At 69.3% G+C, this 26,179-nt stretch carries 20 protein-coding genes and 2 pseudogenes; 11 read left to right on the top strand and 11 right to left on the bottom strand.

The window, feature by feature from the left end; all coding sequences use genetic code 11:
- Positions 1–1,047, top strand: a 1,047-nt coding sequence (locus tag OXN85_00185) for an FAD binding domain-containing protein (GenBank protein MCY3598379.1), incomplete at its 5' end; no start/stop codon positions are given.
- Between the two features lie 34 nt (positions 1,048–1,081).
- Here the strand turns inward: OXN85_00185 and OXN85_00190 are convergent.
- Positions 1,082–2,227, bottom strand: coding sequence for a hypothetical protein (locus OXN85_00190; GenBank protein MCY3598380.1), 1,146 nt, complete (start codon positions 2,225–2,227; stop codon positions 1,082–1,084).
- A gap of 215 nt (positions 2,228–2,442) precedes the next feature.
- Here OXN85_00190 and OXN85_00195 point away from each other — a divergent pair, with 215 nt between their 5' ends.
- Positions 2,443–3,054 carry a superoxide dismutase gene (locus OXN85_00195; GenBank protein MCY3598381.1) on the top strand — a complete coding sequence of 204 codons (612 nt, stop codon included), beginning with the start codon at positions 2,443–2,445 and terminating at the stop codon, positions 3,052–3,054.
- 33 nt (positions 3,055–3,087) lie between these two features.
- Here the strand turns inward: OXN85_00195 and OXN85_00200 are convergent, their stop codons facing one another.
- Positions 3,088–4,212 carry an ATP-dependent 6-phosphofructokinase gene (locus OXN85_00200; GenBank protein ID MCY3598382.1) on the bottom strand — a complete coding sequence of 375 codons (1,125 nt, stop codon included), beginning with the start codon at positions 4,210–4,212 and terminating at the stop codon, positions 3,088–3,090.
- 62 nt (positions 4,213–4,274) lie between these two features.
- On the opposite strand from OXN85_00200, the gene OXN85_00205 reads away from it, so the two are divergent.
- Complete coding sequence (locus tag OXN85_00205; protein ID MCY3598383.1) at positions 4,275–4,958, top strand: HAD-IA family hydrolase; 684 nt, start codon at positions 4,275–4,277, stop codon at positions 4,956–4,958.
- 58 nt (positions 4,959–5,016) lie between these two features.
- Here OXN85_00205 and lon read toward each other — a convergent pair.
- Positions 5,017–6,291, bottom strand: a pseudogene (gene lon / locus OXN85_00210) (endopeptidase La).
- 675 nt (positions 6,292–6,966) lie between these two features.
- Positions 6,967–7,647 (bottom strand): annotated as a pseudogene (locus OXN85_00215) (LON peptidase substrate-binding domain-containing protein).
- Positions 7,648–7,921: 274 nt separating this feature from the next.
- Here OXN85_00215 and OXN85_00220 point away from each other — a divergent pair.
- Positions 7,922–9,157 carry a 4-hydroxy-3-methylbut-2-enyl diphosphate reductase gene (locus OXN85_00220; GenBank protein MCY3598384.1) on the top strand — a complete coding sequence of 412 codons (1,236 nt, stop codon included), beginning with the start codon at positions 7,922–7,924 and terminating at the stop codon, positions 9,155–9,157.
- 51 nt (positions 9,158–9,208) lie between these two features.
- Here the strand turns inward: OXN85_00220 and OXN85_00225 are convergent, their stop codons facing one another.
- The gene (locus tag OXN85_00225; protein ID MCY3598385.1) at positions 9,209–9,808 is read right to left on the bottom strand and encodes a thiamine pyrophosphate-dependent enzyme; all 600 of its coding nucleotides are present in this window, start codon (positions 9,806–9,808) and stop codon (positions 9,209–9,211) included.
- Positions 9,808–10,374, bottom strand: coding sequence for a thiamine pyrophosphate-binding protein (locus OXN85_00230; protein MCY3598386.1), 567 nt, complete (start codon positions 10,372–10,374; stop codon positions 9,808–9,810). The genes OXN85_00225 and OXN85_00230 overlap by 1 nt, the downstream gene beginning before the upstream one ends.
- Before the next feature lie 113 nt (positions 10,375–10,487).
- Between OXN85_00230 and OXN85_00235 the strand changes: the two genes are divergently transcribed.
- Entirely contained in the window at positions 10,488–11,651 is a 1,164-nt protein-coding gene (locus OXN85_00235) for an acyl-CoA/acyl-ACP dehydrogenase (protein MCY3598387.1), read from the top strand.
- A gap of 17 nt (positions 11,652–11,668) precedes the next feature.
- Positions 11,669–12,499 carry a MaoC family dehydratase N-terminal domain-containing protein gene (locus OXN85_00240; protein ID MCY3598388.1) on the top strand — a complete coding sequence of 277 codons (831 nt, stop codon included), beginning with the start codon at positions 11,669–11,671 and terminating at the stop codon, positions 12,497–12,499.
- Positions 12,500–12,564: 65 nt separating this feature from the next.
- Here OXN85_00240 and OXN85_00245 read toward each other — a convergent pair whose 3' ends face one another.
- On the bottom strand, positions 12,565–12,957 hold the full coding sequence (locus tag OXN85_00245) for a hypothetical protein (GenBank protein ID MCY3598389.1): 393 nt from the start codon (positions 12,955–12,957) through the stop codon (positions 12,565–12,567).
- 75 nt (positions 12,958–13,032) lie between these two features.
- Positions 13,033–14,304 carry an aminotransferase class V-fold PLP-dependent enzyme gene (locus tag OXN85_00250; GenBank protein MCY3598390.1) on the bottom strand — a complete coding sequence of 424 codons (1,272 nt, stop codon included), beginning with the start codon at positions 14,302–14,304 and terminating at the stop codon, positions 13,033–13,035.
- Between OXN85_00250 and OXN85_00255 the strand changes: the two genes are divergently transcribed.
- The gene (locus OXN85_00255) at positions 14,303–14,551 is read left to right on the top strand and encodes a hypothetical protein (protein ID MCY3598391.1); all 249 of its coding nucleotides are present in this window, start codon (positions 14,303–14,305) and stop codon (positions 14,549–14,551) included. The genes OXN85_00250 and OXN85_00255 overlap by 2 nt on opposite strands.
- Positions 14,552–14,578: 27 nt before the next feature.
- Here OXN85_00255 and OXN85_00260 read toward each other — a convergent pair whose 3' ends face one another.
- The 3 genes from OXN85_00260 to OXN85_00270 are packed head-to-tail and all read right to left on the bottom strand — an operon-like array spanning position 14,579 to position 20,582.
- Complete coding sequence (locus tag OXN85_00260; protein MCY3598392.1) at positions 14,579–15,991, bottom strand: alpha-galactosidase; 1,413 nt, start codon at positions 15,989–15,991, stop codon at positions 14,579–14,581.
- A complete protein-coding gene (locus OXN85_00265; GenBank protein MCY3598393.1) occupies positions 15,988–17,808 on the bottom strand; it encodes a Na+:solute symporter in 1,821 nt (606 codons plus the stop codon). The genes OXN85_00260 and OXN85_00265 overlap by 4 nt, the downstream gene beginning before the upstream one ends.
- A complete protein-coding gene (locus OXN85_00270) occupies positions 17,799–20,582 on the bottom strand; it encodes a PIG-L family deacetylase (protein ID MCY3598394.1) in 2,784 nt (927 codons plus the stop codon). Before OXN85_00270 ends, OXN85_00265 begins: the two co-directional genes overlap by 10 nt.
- A 132-nt stretch (positions 20,583–20,714) precedes the next feature.
- Here OXN85_00270 and OXN85_00275 point away from each other — a divergent pair, with 132 nt between their 5' ends.
- The 4 genes from OXN85_00275 to OXN85_00290 form a co-directional block, all read left to right on the top strand.
- Positions 20,715–21,002 carry a NifU N-terminal domain-containing protein gene (locus OXN85_00275; protein MCY3598395.1) on the top strand — a complete coding sequence of 96 codons (288 nt, stop codon included), beginning with the start codon at positions 20,715–20,717 and terminating at the stop codon, positions 21,000–21,002.
- Between the two features lie 176 nt (positions 21,003–21,178).
- Positions 21,179–24,187, top strand: coding sequence for a BTAD domain-containing putative transcriptional regulator (locus tag OXN85_00280; GenBank protein ID MCY3598396.1), 3,009 nt, complete (start codon positions 21,179–21,181; stop codon positions 24,185–24,187).
- Between the two features lie 211 nt (positions 24,188–24,398).
- Complete coding sequence (locus tag OXN85_00285; protein MCY3598397.1) at positions 24,399–24,770, top strand: BlaI/MecI/CopY family transcriptional regulator; 372 nt, start codon at positions 24,399–24,401, stop codon at positions 24,768–24,770.
- 4 nt (positions 24,771–24,774) lie between these two features.
- Positions 24,775–26,179: M56 family metallopeptidase (locus OXN85_00290; GenBank protein MCY3598398.1), on the top strand; the 1,405-nt coding region annotated here is incomplete at its 3' end.

The raw sequence follows: 26,179 nt of genomic DNA on the forward strand, positions 1-26,179 counted from the left end.
GAACGCGATCCGGCCCACAGGTTAGTGTCGCGTCCGGGACACGACACTAGGTTGCCGGACATGCTCAGGCTTCATCCGTACGAATACCACATGCCGCATGCGCTCGACGAGGCGCTGTCGTTGCTCGCCGTCCATGGTGACGATGCGATGCCCATCGCCGGCGGGACCGATCTCGTCCCCAACATGAAGCACGGGCTATTCACGCCCGGCCACCTCGTCGCCCTCAGCCGGGTCCGGGAGATGCACGGGATCGCCTCCAGCGAGGAGGAAATCCGCATCGGGGCGGCCGAGACGCTGACTTCGGTCGCGACCCACCCTGACATCCTCGCGCGGATCCCGAGCTTGGCGCGCGCCGCCGAACTCGTGTCGGGTCCGCAGCTACGGCGCGTGGGCACCATCGGCGGCAACGTCTGCCTCGATACGCGGTGCGCCTACTACAACCAGACGAAGTTCTGGCGGAAGGCGCTCGGCTACTGTCTGAAGAAGGACGGCGACCTCTGCCACGTCGTGAAGGGCGGCACCCGCTGCGTCGCGGCGCACTCGGCGGACACTCCGCCCGTGCTCGCGGTGCTCGATGCGATCCTCGAGGTCGCGGACGAGGACGGGACGCGCGACGTACCGATACGGCAATTCTTCACATCCGACGGAATCTGGAACCGATCCATCGGGAGAAGCGAACTCGTCGTCGCGATCCGGGTTCCGCGGCCGCCCGCGGGTACGCAGGTTGCGTTTCAGAAACTCCGGCCGCGCGCCGCGATCGATTTCCCGCTGGCCAACCTAGCGGTGCGCGTCGGGCGCGACGACGACGGCCGCGTGTCCGACTTTCGCCTCGTCGTCTCAGCGATGGGCGCCTATCCCCGCCACGTGGGCAAAGTCGAGGATGCCGCCATGGGGAACCGTCTCGGTCCCGGCGTGATCGAGGCCGTGGCCGAGCAGGCGTTCCGCCAGTGTCACCCGCTCTCCAACATCACGGTCGATCCGGAATGGCGCCGCGCCATGATCCCCGTCCTCGTCCGCCGCGCCCTCAACGAAATCGCCGCCGCCTGACGCCCCGAACGCAGCGGGGGTTTGCCACGGACGGCTAGTAGGCAAAGAGATCGGCGAGGGGGACGTAGGCCTCACCGGCGAACGCCAGCACGTCGTCGATGCCGAACAGGATCTCGTCGAGCGCCGCGAGTTCCGTGTTGGTGAATCCCCGACCCGCAGCATCGATGAAGACGGGTGCGTCCACGGTGCCCTCGACGAGCGCCTCCACGCGCCCCGCCTGGCGGATCTCGCCCTCCTGCGCCCCGTTCACGACGGCGAGGTCCACGAGCGTCCGCCCGGCCGAGCCATCGAGGTCCATGCGGAAGCGGAGATCCGCGTGCGATCCGTCCGCCGACAGACCGCCACCGACCCGCAATCGTACCTCCGTCCCCTCGGCCGAGAGCACGCGGTGCGTGGACGTGACATACGTCATGCCGGCCGCGTCATCGAACTCCAGCAACTCGTCGAGTTCGAAGTCGAAGCGCCCGTTCTGGTCTTCCGCGAAGCCCTCGGCGAGCAGGCTCACCGACACTCCGTTCGCGTCGGATGCGAAGGCGCCGTCCACGAGGTAGTCGGCGATCCGCGAGGTCCCGCCGCCGCTCGTATCGAAGGCCCGCATCCGCAGCCGCGCGGACACCGCGTCGCTCTCGTCCGTGAGATCCACGAACCCGAACGGCCGCAGCGGAAGCGCTGGAAGGCCGGACGAAAGGTCCACCACGTACAGCTCGAACCGGACTCCGTTTTCGGGGCCGCCGTCCCCGTACTCCACGTACGCGTCGATGGACGCGTCGAAGATGAACTCCTTGCCGAGAAAGTTGATGGGGAAGAGCGGCGTCTTCCCGCCCGATGCACGGCTCGCCGCGACGTTCGCCACCGCGCGTTCGAGCGAACGCGGCTCGAGAGCGCGGAGAAGATCGAGCCGATCGGAGGCGCCCCGGAGCTGCGCGTGGGCCACCCGATTCGCCCGGGGTTCGGACAGCCCGAGCACCTCGGCGATCGTCCGCACCTGCGCCACGATCGCGTTGTCCGCGGCGAACCGAAGCGAGTAGATGGAGTTCGCCGCCAACTCGGGATCGAAGGGGGGATCGGGCAGCGGCGGTCCGACGATGCCCCGTTCCTCCGCACAACCCGCGGCCGTCAGTACGAGCAGCCCCACCGCCAGGGCACGACATCTTCCCGCCACCGCGATCCCTCCCCTCATGGTTGAAGCTCTCCTCATGGTTGAAGCGATTGGACAGGAGAAAGACGAGGCAAGCGCGAAGCGGGTCACGGCACACGGGAGCACACGGGTGCACGCGGGAGGCGGAAGCGGCTGGTCACGGTCCCCACCGCGCGCATACCTTGGCGAAGCGTTCAAGAATCCGGCATTCGTCACTACGGCCCCCGGCCGGGGGCTCTTGATTCCGAGGAGGTAGGATGCACGCCTTGCCCGACCTGCCGTACGCCCACGACGCGCTCGAACCGACGATCGACGCGCGCACGATGGAGATCCACCACGGCAAGCATCACCAGGTGTACGTGAACATGCTGAACGGCGCGCTCGAAGGTCACGACGACCTCGCGGGCCTCTCCCTGGAGGCGCTCCTGCGCGGCATCGCAGACGTGCCCGAGTCGATCCGCGGAGCGGTGCGGAACCACGGCGGCGGACACTCGAACCATTCGCTGTTCTGGACTGCGATGTCTCCGGACGGGGGCGGGAGTCCGTCGGGCGACCTCGCGGCCGCCATCGATGGCGCCTGCGGTTCCTTCGACGACTTCAAGGCGGCGTTCCAGCAGGCGGGGCTCACCCGCTTCGGCAGCGGCTGGGCGTGGCTCGTGGCCGGGGACGGCGGCGAACTCTCCGTGTACTCCACCGCGAACCAGGACAGCCCGCTGATGCAGGGAGACACGCCGCTCCTGGGCGTGGACGTGTGGGAACACGCGTACTACCTGAACTACCAGAACCGCCGCGCGGACTACCTCGCCGCGTTCTGGGACGTGGTCGACTGGGCCGCAGTGGCCGCCCGTTACGCCGCCGCCACCGGCTGACCGCCCCGAAACAGCAGCGGCCCGAGTTCGGGGTCAGTCGCCGAGGCTGACCCCGATCGCCTGGGCCGTCATCACGATGTCGCCGTCCACGGGCACCAGCTTGGGGTTGGCGAGCGCCTCGGCGAGCGGGATCGCGCGTACGAGCGGCGGATCGAGCGCGACCATCGTCCCGAATCGGCCGCGGGCCACGCACCGCACGGCGGCGGCGCCGAAGCGCAGCGACATGACGCGGTCGTAGGAGGTCGGCGTGCCGCCGCGCTGCAGGTGGCCCAGCGTCAGCGACCGCGTCTCCTTCCCCGTGCGCCGTGCGATCTCGCGCGCCACCATGTCGCCCAGGCCGCCCAGCCGCTCCTGGTCGTCCCCGCCGCCGTGGACGGTCTTCGTCACCATCTCCCCTCCGGCGGGCTTGGCGCCCTCCGCCACGCAGACGATGCTGAACTCCCGCCCCGCCGCTTCACGCTCCCGGATCTTGTCGCACACCCTTTCGATGTCGAAGGGAATCTCGGGGATGAGGATGACGTCGGCCGAGCCGGCCAGCCCGCTGTAGAGCGCGATCCATCCGGCGTCCCGTCCCATGACTTCCACCACCATGACGCGGCGGTGGCTCTCCGCCGTGGAGTGAAGCTTCCCGATTGCGTCGGTCGCCGTCGCCACCGCCGTGAGAAACCCGAACGTGAGGCTGGTTCCGCACAGGTCGTTGTCGATCGTCTTCGGCACGCCGACCACCGGGAGCCCCCGCTTCGACAGCCGGTGCGCGAGGTGGAGACTGCCGTCCCCGCCGATCGCGATCAACGCGTCGATGCCATGCTGCCGGAGGCTCTCGATGACCTCACCGGATCGGTCGCGCCGCTCGATCGAGCCGTCCGGCAGGCGCACGGGCCACGCGAACGGGTCCGAGCGGTTGGTCGTCCCCAGAATCGTCCCGCCACGGTGCGTGATCCCCCGCACTTCATCGCTCCCCAGCGGAATCACCTGCCCGGGATCATCCGGCAGCAGCCCCCCGTAGCCGTTCTCGATGCCCACCACGCTCCAGCCGCGGCGGCGGGCGCTCAACACGATGGCGCGAATGACAGCGTTCAGCCCCGGTGCGTCCCCTCCGCCGGTGTTGATCGCGATCTTGCGGATCTTCCCCGCTCCGCCCGTTTTCCTCTCGTTCATGGCCCGATTATCGGCAAGGCGGGGGGTTGACGCTACGCCCGGCCCGGGGCACCCTCGCTGCCATGGTTCGCCCAACGCCGCTGGAAACGATCCTGTTCGATCTCGACGGGACCCTCGTGGACTCGACCGACCTCATCGCGGCATCGTGGCGCCATACGATGAAGGCCCACTTCGAGGACCCCCCGCCGGACGAGGTGTGGCTGAGCACCCTGGGCCAGCCGCTGCGGACCCAACTCGGCTATCTCGTGGATTCGGCCGAGGAAGTACAGGCCATGGTCGAGACCTACATCGACCACAACTTCCGGGAACACGAACGGCTCATCCGCTCGTTTCCGGGCGTCCGCGAGACGGTCGTCCGGTTACGCGAGGAGGGGGTCCGGCTCGGCGTGGTCACGAGCAAGGCGAGCGCCGGAACGGCCCGGAGCCTGGCGGCGTGCGCGCTGGACCAGGCGCTTTTCGACGTGATCGTCACGTCCGATGAGCCCGTGCCGCACAAGCCCGACCCGGCCCCCATCCGGCTGGCGCTGGAACGCCTGGAAGCCCCTGCCGAAACCGCCGCCTACGTGGGGGACTCCGTATGGGACATGCGGGCGGGCCACGCGGCCGGCGTGACGACGATCGCCGCGCTGTGGGGTCCGTTCTCGGAGCGGGAACTGGTGATCGAACGCCCCCACATCATGCTCGACGCGATCGGGGATCTCCTGCGCTACGCCGCGTCGTCCCAGCAGTCACGGTCACCCGCCTGAGGGGTCTCTCGCCTCAGTTCCCGGCCGTCCCGCTCTCCGAGAAGGCGAGCGCCCCCTCCTTGAGCGAACCGTTGGCCAGCGCCGCGGCGAGCGCTTCGTCGAGCGTCTCCACGAGGTGGAAGTCCAGCTGCTCGCACACGTGATCCGGGAGGTCCTCGAGGTCGCCCTCGTTGACCGCCGGCAGGATGATCTCGCCGATCCCCGCGCGGGCGGCGCCGAGCACCTTCTCCTTCACGCCGCCGATCGGGAGCACGCGCCCGGAGAGCGTGATCTCGCCCGTCATCGCGACGTCGTGCCGCACCGGGTGGTCGCCCAGGGCGCTCACAAGCGCCACCGCCATGGCGATGCCCGCCGACGGTCCTTCCTTGGGGATGGCCCCGGCCGGGACGTGAATGTGAATCTCGTGATCCCGTAGCCGCTCCTCCGTGAGATCGAGCCCGTTCGCATGGCTGCGCGCGAAGGTGAGGGCGGCCTGCGCGCTCTCCTTCATGACGTCGCCGAGCTGTCCGGTGAGGACGAGCCCCTCCTTGCCCTTCAGCACCCGGGTCTCGACGAGCATGATGTCACCGCCCACGGGCGTGTAGAACATGCCCGTCGCAACGCCGACCGCGTCATCCTCCATCTTTTCGGCGGCATGCACCTTCGGCCGGCCCAGCAGTTCACGCAGGTCGTCCGCGCCCACCGCCGCTTCCGAGGACCCCGTCGCGATCTTCCGCGCGGACTTCCGGCAGACGGAACCGAGTTCGCGTTCGAGTTGCCGCACGCCGGCCTCGCGGGTGTAGCGGGTGATGATCGCGCGGATCGCGCCCTCATCGACCTCGACCTGCTCGGGGAGCAGGCCGTTCCGTCGCTTCTGCCGGGGCAGGAGGAAGCGGCGCGCGATCTCGAGCTTCTCGGCTTCCGTGTAGCCGCGGAACTCGATCGCCTCCATCCGGTCCCGCAGGGGTCCCGGGATCTGCTCGAAGACGTTCGCCGTGGCGATGAACAGCACCTCGGAGAGATCGAAGGGCACCCCGAGGTAATGGTCGACGAACGCCTCGTTCTGCGCGGGGTCGAGCACCTCCATCAGCGCGGCCGAGGGGTCGCCCTGGAAGGACACGCCCAGCTTGTCGATCTCATCGAGGAGGAACACGGGGTTCTTTGTACCCGCCCGTTTCAGCCCCTCGATGATGCGTCCGGCCATCGCGCCCACGTACGTACGCCGGTGTCCGCGGATGTCCGCCTCGTCGCGCGCCCCGCCCAGCGACACGCGGACGTACTTGCGGCCCATGGCGTCGGCGATCGAACGGGCGATGGAGGTCTTGCCCACGCCTGGCGGTCCGACGAAGAGCAGCGTCTCCCCCGCGCGGTCGTCCTCGTACCCCGGTACCGGGTCGGTCTCCGTGTCCTCCGCTTCTTCCTCGTTCCCCCCGGAGCCGTCGGGGGCCGTCGCATCCGGCTCGCCCGTCGCGTCGCCGTTCCCCGACGCCTCGGTCTCCGTGCCGTCGCCGTCCGCCTCGTCGGCCTGCGCCTCGTCGGCCTGCGCGTCGTCGGCCCCCGATTCCGCGGCTTCGCGAACCCGCGTTTCTTCCTGGAGCTTCCGGACCGCGAGGAAGTCGAGGACGCGGTCCTTGACGTCTTGAAGCCCGTAGTGGTCCCGCTCCAGGATCTCTTCGGCGCGGGCAATGTCCAGTTGCTCCTCGGTCGTCTCGGACCACGGGAGGTCCGCGACGATCTCCAGGTACGTCCGCACGACCTGAGCCTCCGCCGACTCGCGCGGGATGCGCTCGAGACGCCGGAGCTCGCGGTCGACCTCCTGGCGCGCCTCCTCCGGCAACTCGAGCGCCTCGATGCGCTCGCGGAGGTCGTTCGCCTCCTGGGAGTCGATGTCCTCGCCCAGCTCCTTCTGGATCGCCTTCATCTGCTCGCGCAGGAAGATCTCGCGCTGCCGCTCCCCCAACTCCTCCTGCACCTGCTCGCGGATCTCCTCCTGCGCCTCGAGCAGACCGATCTGCTTCTGCAGATGCACGAGAAGCGAGCGCAGCCGCGCCTCGACAGCGAGGGTCTCGAGAAGTTCCTGCTTCTGCTCGACCTCGAGTTCGGTGTAGAAGGCGACGAGGTCGGCCAGCTCGCCGGGCGCTGACACCCCGCCCAGGAGGTGATCGACGATTTCCTTCGGGACGCCGCGCAGGCGGCTGACATCCGCGGCTCTCTCATTGACCTCCTTGTAGAGAGCCGCGAAGGCCCGCTCTTCGGCGTCGAGCGGATCCATGTCGTCCATCTCGCGCGCAACGACCTCGAGGTATCCGTCGCGCTCGTGGTATTCGAGGGCGGCGGCACGAGTGTCGCCCTGGATGACCATCTGGATGCCACCGGGCACCTTCTGCATCTGCGCGATTCGGCACACGGTCCCGATGCGGTACAGGTGGTCGGGGTCCGGCCGCTCGACTTCGGCATCGAGTTGGGCGACTGCGAAAAGCAGTTTGTCCCCTGCGATCGCCCGGTCGATGGCCTTCATCGTCTTGTCCCGACCCGCGGCGATCGGCGCCGCCACGGCGGGGAACACGACCGTACCCCGGAGGGGGAGTACAGGCAGCCGGAGGCGCTTGGACTCGGTCCGGCGCCCGGCTTCCGTCTCTTCGGCCCCTTCGGCGGCGCCCGGGGCTTCGGCGCTCTCCGCTGCGGCGCTCTCCGCTGCGGCGACCTTCATCTCGTTTTCTTCGCTCATACTTGCGTAGCTCTATGTCCTCGCGCGACGTGCGCGCGCCATCCGGATTCGCGTCTTCCGGTGCAGGTTTCGGGCCCGCCGATTGCCCTCCCCGTACCCCCCCTGTCCGCCGATTTGGCGCAACGACGCTTGTAGAGGTCTGCCGATGCGGGCGGTGTGCGTCAAGACGGCAGCCATCGGCGCTTGCTTGGCGGCCGTCGGGCCCTTGCTTGGCAGCCGCGAGGGATCTTGCCATCTTTAGGGCATGGCGAAACAGGTGCTGAGTCCGGGCGGTCGCAAGACGTCGACCGCGGAGGAACGTTATTATCGGCGCGGGCTGGGTCTGAAGAAGGAGATCCAGCCGGTGATCGATTTCGAGTATGGGAGCGCCATCGTCTCCCTCATCAGGGAGCGGGACTACGAGTTGCAGGCGGGGCGGATCCTCCTGCGTCTCGCGAAGAGTTCCGGCTTCTGCTACGGCGTGGACCGCGCCGTGGACTACGCGTACGAGTCGCGCCGCAAGTTCCCGGATCGGCGGATCCTCCTCGTGGGCGAAATCATCCATAACCCGCACGTGAACCGCCGGCTCCAGGAGATGGAGATCGAGTTCCTCTATCCTTCCGACGCCGGGGAGTTCGACTTCAGCGGCGTCACCGTCGACGACGTCGTGATCATTCCGGCCTTCGGCGTGACGCTGCACGACTTCGAGGCGCTGCGGGCCCTCGACTGCATTCTCGTCGACACGACGTGCGGCTCGGTACTCAATGTCTGGAAGCGGGTGGACGGCTACGCTCGCGAGGGGTTCACCTCGGTCATCCACGGCAAGCACTGGCACGAGGAGACGCGGGCGACCAGTTCGCAGGTCCTCAAGCACGAAGACGGGAAGTTCCTCGTCGTTCGCGACATGGAGCAGGCTCAAATGGTCTGTTCGTATATCCGCGGAGAAGGGGAGCGGGCTTCCTTCATGCAGACGTTCGCGGAGTCCGTGTCCGACGGGTTCGATCCCGACCTCCACCTGGAGAAGATCGGCGTCGCCAACCAGACGACGATGCTGGCTTCCGAGTCGCTGGCCATCGCGGCGAAACTCGGCGAGGCGATCGCGGACCGCTGGGGCGGGGAGGAGATGCCGGACCGGTTCCGCAGCTTCGACACGATCTGCTCGGCGACCCAGAAGCGGCAGGACGCCGTGAAGGACATGATGCAGGATCCGCCGGACCTCATGGTCGTGATCGGAGGCTACAATTCCTCGAACACGAACCAGCTCGCCTACCTCTGCAGCCTGTACACGACGACGTACCACATCGAGGACGCCCCCTGCATCGATACCGTGCGCGGGCGCATCACCCACAAGCCGCTGGGAACCGATGAGACGGTGACGGAGGACGCCTGGCTGCCGGACGGGAACATCAGTATCGGCATCACCGCGGGCGCCTCCACGCCGAACTCGAAGCTCGGCGAGGCGGTGGAGCGCATCCTGCGCGGCGCGGGCTACGACCCTTCCGGCCTCCTGTAGCCGTCCGCCGCAGACCCCCGCGTCAGCGCCGACAGCGGTGAAGCGCCGCGCTCAGTCGCCGGCGAGGGCGGCCCGAAAACGGGCCTGGAGCAGGACCCCGTCCCGCGGCGGATAGGAGTCCGGCTCCGCGCCGAGCGCGATTTTCGCGACGCACAGCACCGGGCCTTCCTCCGCGAACAGCCTTCCCGCCAGCGCGTCGACGTCCACTCCTGCCGAGGTCGCCTCGGTTTCACCGCCGACGGTGAAGGAGGCCGGGATGCCGGCCCCGCGCGCGATCGCGGCGATGTCCGTGTTCTTCCCCGTGAGCCCCGCTTGGCGTCCGGTCTCGCCGAAAGCCTCGTTGTCGAGCACGAGGAGGGCGAGGTTGGAGGGGGCCTGGGCGGCGATCGTGGCGAGGCTCCCCACGCCCATCAGCATCTCGGCGTCCCCGGTGACCACGAGCACCCGCCGCGTCGGCCGCGCGAGGGCGACGCCGAGCCCCAGCATCGCCGCCCCGCCCATCGCGCCCCAGAAGTAGAAGTTGAGCGGCGAGTCGCCCGCCGCGTGACAATCCCACGCCGGGGAACCGAGTCCCGCGACCACGGCCGCATCGCCGCGTCGGTCAAGGATCCCGGCGACGAGCGCGCGCCGGTCCAGCGTGGCGCCCCGCATCAGTCTCCGACCACGAACGACTTGGCGCCGATGATGCGCTGGCTGACGAGCACTGCGGCGGGACGTCCGGCATCCCGCGCCCGCACGGCGGCCTCCGCAAATGTTGCCGCCACCCCGGAGGCGGACTCCGGACGGAACACGTCCACACCGAGGGCGGTGAGGAGGTCGTGCACGGCGCGCCCCACGGGGACCTGCCACGGGTTCCGCTCCTCGGCTTCGCCGCGCATGGACACGAGGAGGAGGCAGGGAATCCGGCACACATTCGGGAGTCCGAGCATGTTCACGATGTTGCCGACGCCGCTCGACTGGATGGCGACGGCCGCGAGTTCGCCGCCAAGCCACGTTCCGCAGGCGAGAGCGATCCCCTCCTCTTCCGTCGTGAGCGTGATGAGCCGGATCCCGGGGTCCGCTTCGCACAGTTCGAGGAACCTCCCCAGACCGGCGTCGGGTACCGTGGCGACGTGACGGATGCCGAGACCCGGGAGCGATCGGAAGACCTGCTCCCCCCAATCGGAGCCGTCGGAGCCGTCGGAGTCGCGCTGCGGCGACATGTCCGGGTCGTCCACTGTGCTCAACGCTCCACCTCGATCCAGGCCGGCGATTCGCGTCCCGCATTCCCTCCCGCGGAGAATATGCCGCCCCGTTCCGCCCGGAGCCATCGCGGTGTACCCTCCGTCCCGTGTTCACGAGTTCCGAAGACGGCTACGAGGCGATCCGCGAGGGCGTTCGCGGCCTGTGCGAGCGCTTTCCGGGCGAATACTGGCGGGACCGGGACCGCGAGAGCGCCTACCCGACCGCGTTCATCGAGGCGCTGACCGAGGCGGGCTATCTCGCGGCGCTCATTCCCGAGGAATACGGGGGCGCCGGACTCGACCTCAAGGCGGCGTGCGTCATCCTCGAGATGATCCAGCGCACCGGGTGCAACGGGGCCGCCTGTCACGCCCAGATGTACATCATGGGCACCCTGCTCAGGCACGGGAGCGAGGCGCAGAAGCGGCGCTACCTGCCCCGAATCGCGGCGGGAGAGTTGCGGCTGCAGGCCTTCGGGGTGAGCGAGCCGACCTGCGGCACGGACACGACCCGGATCGCGACTACCGCGGAGCGGGACGGCGACGCGTACGTGATCCACGGGCAGAAGACGTGGATCTCCCGCTCCGAACACTCCGATCTCATGCTCCTGCTCGCGCGCACGACGCCCCGCGAGGAGAGCGCGAAGCCCACGGCCGGGATGTCCGTCTTCCTGGTCGACCTGCGAAACGAAGTCGGGGCGTCCGTCACGATCCGGCCGATCGAAACGATGATCAACCACTCCACCACCGAGGTGTTCTTCGACGGGCTGCGCGTGCCGGCGGCGAACCTCATCGGCGAGGAGGGGGAAGGGTTCCGCTACATCCTCGATGGCCTGAACGCCGAGCGCGTGCTCATCGCGGCCGAGTGCGTGGGCGACGCGCGCTTCTTCGTGGAGCATGCCGCGGAATACGCGAAGGGCCGCGAGGTGTTCGGGCGCCCGATCGGGCAGAACCAGGGCATCCAGTTCCCCATCGCCGAAGCCCACATGAAGACGGAGGCGGCGGCGCTCATGGTCGAGCGGGCGGCTTCGCTGTTCGATGACGGGGCGCCGTGCGGAGCCGAGGCGAACATGGCCAAGTACCTCGCGTCGGATGCCTCGTGGGCCGCGGCCGACATGTGCATGCAGACCTACGGCGGCTTCGCCTTCTCCACCGAGTACGACATCGAACGCAAGTTTCGCGAGACCCGGCTGTACCAGATCGCGCCGATCTCCACGAATCTGATCCTGTCTCACGTGGCGACCCACGTCCTGGGTCTCCCGAAATCGTTCTGAAGCGGGGAGGATCGGAGATGGAGGGCGAGACGCCCGGCGTCGGGCGCACCGAGGAGGTCGAGGATCGGGCCTCCGCCACGCTCGCGAGCGCCATGCTCGCCACGCTGAACCGGGACCCGTCGGCCCTGGGCGATGGAGACCCGCTCCCGCCCCTGTTCCACTGGATGTACTGCCGGGAACTGGCGCAGGGCAGCCAGCTCGACGTCGACGGGCACCAGAAACGCGGCGATTTCCTGCCGGCGCTGCCGTTCTCGCGCCGGATGTGGGCCGGCGGCCGCCTGAAATTCGAAGGGACCGTCCGAGTGGGGGACGGGCTCCGCCGTCGCTCGACGGTCGTGTCTGTCACGCCCAAGGCCGGTCGAAGCGGGCCTCTCGTCCTTGTCACGGTCGAGCACCGGATCTCGGGCCACGACGGGGAGATCGTCGAGGAACAGGACCTGGTCTTTCTCGAGCGGCCCACCGAGCCGCTGGTGCTGCCGGAGGTCCCGGCCCCGAAGGACGAGATGGAGTGGTCGGAGTCCGTGACGCCGAACGCCGCCATGCTGTTCCGGTTTTCGGCGCTCACCTTCAACGCGCACCGCATCCACTACGACCGGGACTACGCGCGCGATGTGGAGATGTATCCCGACCTCGTCGTGCACGGGCCGCTCACGGCGCTGCTCCTGGCGGATCTCGCGGTCCGGCGTTCAGGGCGGCCGCTGCGAACGCTGACCTTCCGCGCCCACCGACCCATGTTCGTCGATCGGACGATTGCCCTTCAGGGACGGCGGTCGGACAACGTCGTGGGCCTGAGGGCGCTCGACGAAACGGGCGCCCTCGCAATGTCCGCGCGAGCCGCCCTGACCTAGTGTCGACGCTAGTGGCCTGAGCTTCTCACCCCTGCGGGGCGTTTCTCATCCCTACGTGGCGTTCCTCACCCCTGCAGCGCGTGTTGAAGGACGACGACACCGATCGCCGCGACCAACACGCCGCCGGCCCGCCACAGACCGGCGCCCATCCGGAGTCCCGTCTCCATCCCCTTCAGAGCGACTCCGGGCAGCAGGGCGTAGCAGGCGCCTTTCGCCAGCGCCAGCCAGCCGTAGACCGTGAGGATCGTCGGCACGCCACCCCACACGTTGTGGAAGGCGACGATGAAGGATCCGATCGTCATGGCGAGGAACGCGACCGTCAGGCTGCCCGCCGTACCCTTCGATTGCAGGTGCTCCACGAACGCCTTCCAGGCGTCCGGCTGGAGGAGGTACGAGACCCCCAGGACGATGAGGTTGATCGACACGAACACTTCTACTGCCCGCGTGAGGTCTTCCATCGGTGTCCTCCCTTCTCAGCTACGGGCCATGCATGGCCGATCCTGACCATGCCACTTTACCATCCTGCTTTACCGCTATGTTTCGGCCAGCGCCGCCACGGCGCGTTCGTTGTCCTCGAGGGTGTTGTAGAAGTGGGGGGAGAATCGAACGAGAGGTCCGCGATGGTCGACAACCACGTCGCGCGCGGCGAGATGCCGTACCGCGGCGGCTGCGTCTCCGTCGTACTCCACGAGAACGAGGGCGGATCGCGCCGCCGGATCCGACGCCTGGTGGAGCCTGTAGCCGAGATCCGACAGCCTCTCCCGCAAATCGTTCGCCAGGAACCGATTACGGTGTTGAATCGCCTGGATCCCGTACTCGAGGACGGTCGACAGGCCTCCCGCGGCTGTGTAGGCGACGCCCGCGGCGGGCGTCCCCAGTTCGAAGCGCCTGGCGTCCGCCCGAGGGGTCGCGTCGCGGATGTTGAAAAGGAACTGGTTTTCAACACCGAACCAGGAAAGCGTGACCGGATCGACACAAACCCCTGGGTTCACATGGAGATATGCCATCCCCGGACCGCCGCACAGCCACTTGAGCGCGCCGCCGACGAGGAAGTCCACCCCCAGCGCCCCGGCGTCGATCGTCAGTTGTCCATTTGACTGGTATGCGTCCAGAAGGATGAACGACCCGGCGCCGTGCGCGATGCGCGTGAGTTCCGCCGCGTCCTGCGTGTTGCCGCTCGTGAAGAAGACGTGCGACGTCGCGAGCAGCGCGGTGCGCTCGTCCACGGCGGCCCGGATCGATTCGAGGGGGACGTGAATCCCGTCGGGACTCGGCACGATCTCGACTTCGAGGCCGTTCGCCCGCTGCGACAGGAAGTGGTGCCCGACGGTAGGGAAGTCGAGTTCGGTGAGGACGACCTTGTTGCGGCCCGTGCCCCGGACACTGGCCGCGATGGCTCCCCACACGACGGAGACCGCGGCCGAAACGCTCGACATGAGCGCGATCGTGTCGGCGTCGGCCTCGATCGTGTGTCCGAATTGCGTCCGGACCTCCTCGAGCTTGGCGACCCAGATCTCATACCAGGCGGCCGCACCCATCTCGTGCCACAGATCCTCGAAGCGCCGGCGCTCCTCGACGGAGCGGAGAGAGAGCGCGCCGAGGGAGTTGGAGTTGAGGTAGGTCTTGCGGGAAAGGATCGGAAACTGGCCCCGCAACTCGTCGATCCGATCGTCGAGCGGCAGCGCCGACTCCGCTACGGCGGCCGCGGCACCGGGGCTGGCCGATCGTGCGGCAGCCGGACTGGCCGACCCCGCCGCTGCCGCGCTGGCGGACCCCCTCGCAGCCGGAATATCGTGTTTCGCCATGGATGATCCGTCGCACTCGACCCCGCAGCAGGGGCCGCTTCTCGATTTCGAGGCAGGCCAGGCGCTCGAACGGCGCGACCGCAAGCACGCCGGTCCCGGCGGCGAACCGGACTGCCCCCGGTGCGAGGCCCGCATGGTGCGCTGCGTCGAGCAGCACCGGGCGCCCCGCTCCGACGACTCGCCGTTCCGGGTCCGACTCGCGTGCCCGGCGACCGACTGCGGCGCGTGGACATCCTACAATTGGTAGAAGGCACCGACCCCGACAACCCGCCCGCTACCACTCCATCTCGGGGAGCACGCCCGCCTGGAGCCGGAACATCTCGTTGATCGTGTGGACCGCCGTGCGGTAGGAGTCTGTCGTCGGATCTAGCAGGAGCGCCTGCAGCAGCGTCCCGCGAGAACCCTCAGCGAAGGCGTCGACGAGGAGCCGGTTGATCGATGTCTGGGTCCTGAGCAATCCGAGGATCCCTTCCGGCAGCGGCGCCATGGCGGCGGGATGGAGCCCGCTCGCGTCGGCGCGGGCGGGGACTTCGACGACGGCCCCGTCGGGAAGGGTGGGCACGTAACCCTGGTTGGGGACGTTCACCGCATCGAGATGCGTATCGATCCCGCACAACACGCCCTCGAGCAGGGGGACCGCCAGTTCGCCGGAAGGAACGAGATCTCCTGACGACGTGAGTTCCCCGCCCGCCCCGACTTGGTCCTCCCCGCCGCGGTCGCCGCCGTCGTCCCGCACCCGGGGGAGCGGGGACTCGGGAAACGCCGGCACGTCGGTCGGGTTCTCGCCGAGGTTGTAGAGCCAGGTGGGGGTCTCTCCCGTTTCCCACGGGGTGCCGTGCACGGGGTCGTAGAAGAACTGGAGGAGGCTGCTGCCGAGGAATTCCCGCGCCCAGCCCAGGTACTCGCCGATGTGGTTCGCCCCGGGGCTGGGGTAGCGGCCGAAGACCCGGAACAGGATGCGGCTCAGCGCGATCTCGTCCCAGTCGTGGAGCCAGTGCGCCTCGCGCTCGCGGCGCCGCAGGGTCGGGTAGAGATCCTCGCCCGTCTCGCGGTCGCGCACGGACTCGAACCAGCTGAAGTGGTTGAGCCCGCTGGCGCGGGCGTCGAGGCGCTCGACCGGCAGTTCCAGGAGGCGCGCCATCTGTTCCATCCCGTGGAAGACGCCGTGGCACAGTCCGACGACGCGCACCGACGAGAGCCGGCTCTGGGCCTCGCACAGCTTCGTGAGCGGGTTCGTGTAGTTGATCAGCCACGCCTCCGGGCAGTGGACCTCCATCGCCCGCGCCAACTCGACCGCCGGACCCATGTTGCGCAGGGCGTGGAAGAGGCCGCCCGGCCCGCCGTTCTCTCCGTAGATCTGGGAGGAGCCGAACGCGCGGGGGACGTGGAAGTCCTGGGCCCAGTAGAAGTAGCGGTTGATTTCGATGGCGAGGACCACCGCGCTCGCGCCGGGGAGGGCGGTTTCGAGATCGGTCGTCGCGGAGACGGCGACGCTCCGGCCCAGCCGCTCCGCCACCGCCTCCGCGTACACCCGCGTGCGGGGCAGTTCCGACGGGTCGATGTCGACGAGGACCAGGCTCAGGTCACGGTCACACAGGGGATCGCTGAGGAGGACGTCACGGATCGAGGCCGGGCCGAACTCGCGGCTGCCCGCCCCGACGAGGACGATCCTGAGCGGGTCGTTCATGGCGAGGTCCGCGAGGGCGCGGAAGTCTCCGAGGACGCGGGGGAGGTGTCCGCGTGCGCGATCCGCACCGTGATGGCCCCCGCCGCAAGAGACACGACGATCAGGAGCGCGCCCGCGCCGGCCCGGCCCGTGAGCACGTATCCGATGCCGAGCAGGCTCGCGTAGACGAAGAGCGCGCCGAGCAGGAAGCCCGGCCACATGCGGCTCGCCGGCGGGTCGGTGGAGCGGACGCCGGTGCGCTCCGCCACGCGGCGCCACCAGCCGCCGGGGTGTACCCGCCGGTAGAAGCGGTCCAGCACTTCGTCCGACTCGGGCCGGGTGACGAGCACGACGGCGAGCCAGAGCGCGGTGCAGGCGACGAGGATGACGACCGCCCGAATGAGGTCCATCTCCGGCGCGTAGAAGCCGTCCGCGGCCCGGATCGCCGCGGCGGGCAGCACGGGATCGAGCGCGCCCACCAGTACGCGCCCGTTGGCCAGGAGCACCGAGCCGGCCATGGCCGCGATCTCGGCCCACGCGTTCACCCGCCACCAGTACCAGCGCAGGAGCCAGACGAGCGCGACCCCCGCCGTGAGTTCGATGATGTAGATCCACCCCCGCTGGATCGAATCCATCTGCCAGGCCACGCCCGCGGCGACCACCGCGAGCAGCACGACCATGATCCGCGACGCCGCGACGTAGTGCCGCTCGGAGCGGTCCTTCCTCAGAAAACGGCGGTAGATGTCGTTCACCATGTACGACGCCCCCCAGCACAGGTGCGTGTCCATCGTGCTCATGAACGCGGCCAGGAAGGTGGCGACCATCAGCCCCCTGAGCCCGGCCGGCATGAGTTCCCGGATCATCATGGGATAGGCGAGTTCGGGGTCGGCGGCGAGCGCCGGATCCATGGCCGTCGGCGGAAAGACGAGGAGCGACCCGAGTCCCACCACGATCCAGGGCCAGGTGAGGAGCACGGTGCCCGCGAAGGCGAACCACAGCGAGGCCTTCACGGCCTGCCGCTCGTCCCGCGTCGCGAACAGGCGCTGGGCCACGTAGCCGTCGCCCTGCCCGCTCCTCAGCCACAGGATGCCGATGAGGCACAGGAAGGAGACGATCTCGAGCGAGGACGCGGTCCCGGCGGACGGCACGAGATCGAGGGCGCCGGGTGGGGCCTCCGGGACGGCGCGCACGGCGTCCGCCATCGCCGCCGGACCGCCGAAGCGCGTGAGTACGATCCCCGCCAGGGTGATCGCCCCGAGCATGCCGGCGACGAACTGGAGCAGATCGGTGACCACGACGCCCCAGAGTCCCGACGCGACCGTGTAGGCCAGCGCGAGTCCGACGCACACGGCCAGGGTCACCGCGGGGTCCCAGCCGAGGAGCACGCGGCTGAACTTCACCATCGCCAGCATGACCCAGCCCATGACGACGGCGTTCTTGAGGAGGCCCTGGTAGACGGCGGAGAAGCCCCGCAGCGCCCGGGCCGGCGCCCCGCCGTAGCGGATCTCGATGACCTCGGCGTCCGTGAGGACGCCCGCGCGCCGCCACAGACGCGCGTAGAAGAAGGTCAGCATGAGGATCCCGGCCGCCTCGTACCACCAGAGCCAGTTGCCGTACACGCCCTGCCGGCGCACGAGAGCGGCCGTCGCGAGCGGGGCGTCCGTCGCGAACCACGTGGCCGCGATGGACGTGCCCGCGAGCCACCAGGGGAGCGAGCGCCCCGCGATGAAGTAGTCCTCGACGCTGCCGCCCGCCCGCCGGGCGAACCCGAACCCGATGGCGAGGACGATCGCGCCGTACACGCAGACGACGACCCAGTCGAGCGTGGTCAGCGCCATGAAATGACGTTGGAGAGGATGCGGTAGGCGCCCGGCACTCCGTAGGGCAGTTGCCGGTGGAGGGCGAGCGCGAGATAGGTGAAGCGTCCCTCGCCCACCGGAGCGGTGAGCCAGACGCCCTCCTGCGGCGCCTGGCCGGTGTCGTGCGTCTCCACCAGCGGCGTGTACGCCGAATCCCACTCGGTGAAGAACTTGGAGCCGCGCTGCTCGATCCACCCGTCGAAATCGGCTTCGGTGAGGCGGTTGGGCGCGGTCATCAGGGGGTGGTCGGGCCGGAGCAGGCGGACGGGCGCGTCCTCCTCCGACACTTCTTCCGCTCCCCGCGGGAGGGAAGCCGGATACGGCGCCATCTCCGACGGCACGTACTCCTGCGTCTGGTAGAGGACGATGAGGTGCCCGCCCCGGCGGGCGTAATCCAGGAGACGCCGGTTGTGTTCGACGAGGTCCTCGCGCACCGCGTAGGCGCGGGTGCCGACGACGATCGCCTGGAACCCCGGTTCTTCGCTGGAATCTGCGCCAGCGGCCGCATCCAGCTCCGCGAGGGCGGCTTCGTCCAGCAGTTCGACCGTGGCGCCGAGCGCCTCGATCCCGGCCGGCACTTCATCGCCGACGCCCATCACGTAGCCGACCCGCACGCCGTCCAGATCGGTGACGGGAACCGACCGAACCGGCATGCGGGCGGGGCGCCAGAGCCGCGCGAGCGGCAGGTCCCGATGCTCGATGGTCCGGTATCCCCGGCGGTAGTCGACTCCCCGCGCACGGGCCACAGCCGTGACCTCCGCCTCGCCTCGCCATCCGGCCGGAGGCGCGATCACGAACGCCGCGTCCATGACCTCGCCCGGACTGCTGAAGTCGTGCTCCACGATGCCGGGGGTGCCGGGGATCGTCGTCCACCCCTCCGGTAGCTCGAGACGAACCGTGGCGGAGAGGGGCCCCGCGTTCGCCACGACCCGCGCTCGCACCTCCATCGGCGCCGCGGCCGGTTCCCCGGGCGACCCGCCGTCGCCCCCCGCACCGCCGTCGCCGCCGACCGGCACGATGCTCACGCCCGGCGCCAGGGAAACGGAAAGGACCGGCAGCGTCTCCACTCGCCGCGTCACGGAGCCGTAGGGCAACCGCGCGACGGAGGCCGTCACCGGAACCGTGTGCGCGATGACGTGCCCGCCGAGGGCGAGTTGGACGCCCGCCGCCAGCGCCGGCCGCCGCCACGGGAGATGCAGGTCCGCCGAGTCCGATACCTGGTAGTGGTTCTCCGACACGTCCCCGCGTCCGAAGTACGGTGCGGCGGGCGCGGCGGCCGGCATCCGGACCTCGATCGCCTCCGTCGAGCCGTCCGGCCGAACGGCGATCCGGCTCGGCGGCGCCAGGATCTCGCCGCCGCGGCTCGCGATCCAGGCCGTGACCCCGCCGCTCTCCACGGACTCCGGCGACTCGACCCGGAGGTGGACCGCAGCCGTTTGACCCGGCGCCAGGACGGCTTCGCCGCCGACCCCTGGGCCGCCCGCAAGCTCCGCGGACACGACGGTCCCGCTCGCCGCCCAAACGGCTTCCTCGAACTGTCGTTCCTTCAGCGAGAGGTGAAACCGCGTCTCCGGAGCGTCCGGCAGCGCCGCGATCGACGCGCGGACCCAGCCCAGCCCGCGGGCCAGGTCGGAAACGGCACGCCCCGGGTCGCGGAAGTCGAACGCCTCCGCCACGGCGCCGATGAGGCGGTCCAGTTCAGCGAGCAGTGAGTCCGCCTCGGGAGAGGACGCCTCGCTCAGGAGCGCGGGGAGTCCCCTCAGCGTCGAGTCGAGTCCCGCGAAGAACGAACCCGCGATTCCGGTCGCCGTCCCCGTCCCGCCGCCGGTGCCGGTGCCGGTGCCGGTGCCGTCAACGTGCTCGTAGAAATAGCGGCCGCCGCCCGTCCGCACGCGCCCAGCCGTCTGGGAACGCTGCAGGCCGAGCCCCCGGCTGGCCCAGCGCTGGTACGTATCGCCGAGCCACGGGCTCATCCCGGTCGCGTTCACCTCCACATCGTACGGTTCGTCGACGCGAACCCCTCCGCGGAAGGTGCGGAGGACCCGCCAGGGCCGGAGCCCCTCTTCGGATATCTGGCGCGGAAAGCGCGTAGGGTCCGCGGCCGCGGCCACGGCTTCCGGCGTCAGCAGCCCCGCCGCGTGGTGGTGGCCGTGCCCATCTCGCGCCGACCCGTGAAAGCGGCTCACGACAACGAGCGGCCGGTTGAGACGGATGACACGGACCATGTCCTCCAGCACCGCCTCCCGGTCCCAACTGCGGAAGGCTTCGTCCACCGACTTCGAGTAGCCGTAGTCGACCGCCGTCGTGAAGTAGAGGTCGTCCAGGCCGTAGTAGCGGCCTGAGAGGACGAGTTCGCGCGTGCGGATCAGCCCTAGCGCGTCAAAGAGTTCCGGGCCGATCGCGTTCGCCCCGGCCTCGCCGCGGTTGAGGCTGAGGAGGGCCGTCCGGGCACCCCACCCCCGGCTGGCCAGCGTGAGCATGCCGGCATGTTCGTCGTCGGGATGGGCGGTGATGTGGAGCAGGCTCGCGGTCGTGGCGAGCTTGCGGATGCGGTACCAGGCGCCCATGGCCCCGCGGTCCACGTCCAGCCGTTCCTCTCCCACCGGGGCCGGGAAGGCGAGGACGCGATCCGGCGCCCGGCGGGCGCGATCCGACTGCGCCGCCGCCGCCGCAGCCCCCGCGAGGGTCGCCACGACCGCCACGGCCGCCGCCGGAAGGGCGACGCCGAGTCCGGGTTGCCTGCGATCGATCATGGATCATCCAGGTCGGAGAGTCCGCGTTCGCATCGTGCCCGCGGGCGGAAGTCCGGGCAAGGAGGCCTTGCGAGCGAGCCCAGCCCGCCGATACTCAAACGGATCGTTCCACGGCCGCCAACTCCGGACCCGATGACAGACTCCGACATCCAGATCACGGTTGAGGGCACTCCCAACCCGCACGCGGCGAAGTTCGTGCTTGACCGTGACATTCCTGGCGAAGGGAGCCGCAGCTATTTCGATCCCGAGTCCGCCGCCGAGGATCCGCTGGCCGCGCGTCTGTTCGAGGTGGACGGCGTCCGTGCCCTGCTCATCGTCGAGAACTTCATCACGGTGACGAAGACCACCACGCTCGACTGGCCGGACCTGCTGGACGAGATCGAGGAAACCATTCTGGAAGCGCTCGACACAGTCCCGTAAGACTCCCATCCACTCCCCTCATTTTGGGGGGGATCGGTGTGCCGCAAAGAACTCGCCTGCGCGCCCGTATCTTATTATATAACAACGTGTTGATACCGAGTACATACCTCCCCGTAGGATCGTTTCCAGGCGACGGAACCACCGGCGCCGAGTCCATCACCGCGGGGAGGAGGAACATGCTCACGCTGCGCTGCTTCGGCGAGGTCGCGGCCTCGGACGCACGTGGGGCGAGGATCACGCTGCGGTCACGGAAGCATATGGGGCTCCTGCTCTATCTCGTGGCACACCCCGGAACGGTTCACATGCGGGAGACGCTCGCCGACCTGCTCTGGGACAGTCGCGACCGGAAGGCGCGACACTCGCTCAGCCAGGCGCTCTACGACATCCGGTCGTCGATCGGTCCGGTGATCGCCGTGGACGCCAACACGGTCCGGCTTGTGCCGCAGCGGGTCACCTACGAACTCGATGCGTTCGAACGAGCGTTCCAGGCCGGGGACCACGAGACCGTCATCGACCTGTACCGGGGAGACTTCGCCCCCGGCCTGCTCGACCTGGGAGCCGACGAGTTCGAGCGCTGGCTGGACGGCGAACGCGAGCGTTGTCGCGTCCTGGTCGCCATGGCGCTCAAGAACGTGCAGCAAGCGGCCGAGGAGAGAGGCGACTGGGACCAGGCGTGTCTGGCGGCGCTCCGGCTCGTGAGGCAGAACGAGTTCGACGAACAAGCGCACAGCACCCTCATGCGTGCGTTATGCATGAAAGGCGACTACGCCTCCGCCCTTGCCTACTACCGGGCACTCGAGAAGTGCGGCTGGGTCGCCAGCGCCGCCACGCTGACGGAAACGGCGGAGTGGGCCAGGAGCCAGCTCGACGCCCCACCGCCCGTGGTGCGCGAGCGCCACGAACCGCAGATGTCGGATCGAGGAAGCGAGTTCCGCCAACTGAGCGTCGCGCTCCGTTCGTCCCGCGCCGCGCCCGTACGGTTGGTCCTGGCCGGCGAGCGCGGTCTCGGGCGGGAGGATGTAGTGCGTCACTTCGCCCGGTTCGTACGCGGCGGTGGAGGGCAGGTGCAGTGGCTGTCCCCGGATCTGGCGGGGACGCGAGAGAAACTGGCCTCGGAGATGGGCCGATACCCCGGAAAGACCCGTCTCATCGTCATCAACGCCGACGTTCAGGGTTGGGCGGCCGTCGATGACGTCATGCGGACCGCCGACGTCTCGGGCGCAATGGTGGTCGGCTTCTCGAGCCCGGACGTGGCCCGGCGGGCCGAAGCCGCCCGTCTCGTCGACTTCACGATCCCCTTCGATCCACTCACCACCGACGCCTGCGCGGCGTCGCTTCAGGCCACCGAGAGGGCATGCAGTCGTCCCCAGGCGGTCGAGAGTGCGAAGCTCTCCGGAGGCAATCCGGCTTTGGCTCGGGCCATCCTCAGGGCGTGGGTGCGTCACGGCTTCAGTCCAGCGACCGTGAGCGACCGGGAAGCGGGCGGGCGGTTGGCCTACGAGCGGTCTGCCGAAGTTCGGTCGTTCGTCGGCGATCAACTGGAGATCCTCTCGCTCCCGGAGGAACGACTGGCGACGACGCTGGCGCTGCTCACGCCCCCTGCGCGCGCACACGCCGAATCGATCGTTGCCGGACATTCGAGCCGGGATGCCCTTGAAGGGCTGCGGGCCAAGGGGTGGTTACACTCCGAGACCGGCCAATGGACGGTGAGCCGCCCCCTCGCTGGCGCCGTGCTCGCGTGGAATCTGCGGCCGGACGCGAGCACGAAGGTGCACCTGGCAGCGGCCCGAACCCTCGAGAACGCAGGTCTTGGCGCGCGTGCGGCGGCCGCCTCCGAGTTCGCCGCGGCCGGAGAATCCTCTCGTGCCTTCAGCGTGGCCTGCGAGGCGGCGCAGGAGGCTTTGCGGAGAGGCCGGTCTCCGGTAGCGGGTCAGGCGGCGGCGTTGGCGTTCGAGCATGCCACAGCCGGCGCCGACCGCCTGCGCTCCGGTTTCCTCCTCTCCGAGGCCGAGTTTCAGCGGGGACGGTTTCGGCGGGCCATGAGCGTGCTGCACCAGATTGCCGCGGTCGCGGACACCGGGAACGACCTGAGCCGCGTCCAACTGGCGCTGGCGCGGGCGGACCTGGCGACGGGAGACCAACTCACGACGGGGCTGCACCGACAGAATCTGGAGGAAGCCCACAGGCACGCGACCGAACCGGCGCTCCTCCGCGCGCTGAACCTGCAGATGGCCGTACTCGAGGCGACCGACACCGCGCCTCGGCACAACGCGAAGCCCGGTTTCGACAGGATCCGCGCGCATCTCCGCGGGATCGTCCGGGAGGACGCCGACTACGCGGGCGTCTGGTGCGACGCATTTCGGCTCCTCTTCCATCGGGTGGGAGGTCGAAGCGGTCTCGCGGAAGCTCGCCTCGTTCTCGAAACCTACCGCCACGGGCTCGGCCGGCTCGGCTACGAGGGCCTCAGGGCCGCCACCGCCGCAGAGTTCTGGGTGGCCATGCGCGGGGCGCGTCTTCACGACGCCCTCCAGTTGCTGGAAGACACCTCCGAGACCCTCGACGAGAACCGGCACGAGTCCGCGAACCTCAACAACCTGGGCGCGGTCCTGCTCGAACTCGGCAACTTCGAGCGGGCGCTCGATGAACTCGGTCGCTCCCGCGAGATGGACGAGGCGCTTGAAACCCCGCCCGAAGCCCGGGCCTACGCCCTGCTGAATCAGGCGCAGTGCCTCTTCTTCAAGGGAGACTACCCTCGTTGCCGCCACTACATGGAGCCGTTACTCCGGCGTCCCGGGCATACGGGTCAACATCCGTTCGGGGCGCAGGCATGGGCACTCACCGGCCTCCTGGCCATGACCGATGACGATGAGCGCGAGGTCGAGGCCTGCCTTGAGTTGTTGGGGGACCGTTCCGATGGCGTCGGGGAGAACGACCTCTACCTGGTGACCTGGTTTCGTGCCGCGGCGATGAGCACTCGCGATCGCCGGGAAACCGTCGCCGAGCTCATCGAAGCCGCAGATCACACGGCTCAGATCGACAGGCTGAGCGCGGAGAAGCTGAGAGTGCTGGCCGGCACCTATTCCCCGCCCAACGGACCCGGCGATCAGCGCGAGGCCCGCAGCTTCCTGCGGTCGGCCGGAGCCTCCTGGTTCGTGCGCTTCGCACACAACTGGCGCTGCGCGTAACACCGGCTTCCCGCTACGCGTGATCCGGACCTTCCCGCCCGCGTCCGAATCGGACCCCCTCGAACGTTGCTACTACGTACCTAGTTGACAGCGGCGCCCCGGCGCGTTTACGCTGAATCGGGAACGACGCCTCGGTGGGTCCGCCAGCGCTTCGATGACGGCCGGCCGAGACCGGTGAAGCTGATGGTTCGGGAGGGAAAGGATCAATCTCGTGGAGATCAAGTTCACGACCCGGGAACTCGACCTCATGGCGGTGCTGTGGGAGAGAGGAGACTCGACCGTCGCGGAGGTGCAGGAACGCCTCGGCGACGAGTTGGCCTACACCACCGTGCTCACGATCCTCCGGACGCTGGAGGAGAAGGGGTACGTGGGGCACACCCAGGAGGGGAAAGCCTACCGCTATCACACGCTCGTGGGGCGCGACTGCGCCGGCGCGAGCGCGGTGCGCCGACTGGTTCAGAAGATGTTCCAGGGGTCGCCCGAACTGCTGCTCACGCACCTCGTCTCGGACCGGGCGCTCTCGAAGGAGGACCTCGAGAACCTGCGCGGTCTCGTGGACGAACGCCTCAGCTCGAAGGAGTAGGGACATGGTCATCGCCTGGATCGGATACTGCCTGTTGATTTCAGGACTCCTCGCCCTGGCGGCCCTGGCCTCGGAGCGGGCGCTCGGCCACTTCCGGAAGCCCGTGCGCGGGGCGTGGTTCGCGGCAATCGCCGGGTCCGTGACGGTGCCCGTGGTCGCCTTCTTCGCGCCCGGACTCCTTCCCGGCTTCGGGGTGTCGTCGGCCGCGCCGGCGGCCGGGCTGGGCGGTCTGGCGGTCGCAACCGCGGCGCCGGGGTCGCCCGCAACGGCCGCGGCGGCCGGTGGAGCTTTCGATGCGGCGGCGGTCGGCACGGTGCTGGGGTGGGGCTGGTTGGTCCTGGCCGTCGCCATGGTCGCCTATCTCGGGCGGATCTACGGCCGGCTGCGGTCGGAGATGCGGACGTGGAAGCCGGGCCGCGTGGCGGGATCGCCGGTCATGATCTCCGACGCGCGGGGGCCGGCCGTCGTCGGGATCCGGCGCTCGGTCGTCGTCATGCCAAGGTGGATCCCAGAACTCGACGACCGGCTGCTCCGCCTCGTCTTCCTCCATGAGCGCGAGCATCAGCGCGCCGGCGACCATCGGCTCTTCGCGGCGGCGGTCACCGCGCTCGTCCTGATGCCCTGGAACCCGGTCGTGTGGTGGCAAGTGTCCCGGCTGCGGCTCGCGATCGAGTTCGACTGCGACCGTCGCGTGCTCGGGCGTGGCGAATCGCGGCGAGACTATGCGGACGCCCTCATCACCGTCGGGAGCCGCGTCTCCGGGTCGCTGCTCGCCGCGGCCGCCTTCGCCGAACGGAAGCCGGCCGTGGAACGGCGCCTGCGCCGCATGACCGAGCCGCCCGTCAACATGCGTCTGCTCCGAACGCTGGGCGCTTCGGGGCTGGCCATGGTCGCCGTCCTCTTCGTCCTCGGCTGCCCCGGGCCCGAGAGTGGCATGAACGCGCCGGAACCGCCCGCCGCGACCGTGACCCCGCCCTCCGAAGCCAGTGAATGGGTGCCCCCGCTGATGCCCAGCGAGGACGCCATGACGCGCGGAGACCGCCCGTCCTTCATCGCGTACGACAGGCCGCCGGTTCTTCAGAACGCGGAGGAAGTGTCCGATGCACTGGTGCAGGCCTACCCGACGAACCTGAAGGAAGCGGGAATAGGCGGGCGGGTCGAGATGTGGCTGTACGTCGACACGTCCGGCATGGTCCGGAACTCGGAGCTCAAGACGAGCAGCGGCAGCGGCGTCCTGGACGCCGCCGCCGCGGAAGTCGCCGCGGCGATGCGCTTCGAGCCGGCGATGAACCGTGACCAGCCGACCGACGTCTGGGTCTCCCAGTTCATCACCTTCCAGATTCAAGGCGATGCGGACACTCCCCCCGCACGCAGAGTCTCCGTAGCCGACGAGGGCGCTCCCCTCATCA

It is taken from the genome of Candidatus Palauibacter australiensis (assembly GCA_026705295.1).
In the GTDB taxonomy this organism is placed as follows: Bacteria; Gemmatimonadota; Gemmatimonadetes; order Palauibacterales; family Palauibacteraceae; genus Palauibacter; species Palauibacter australiensis.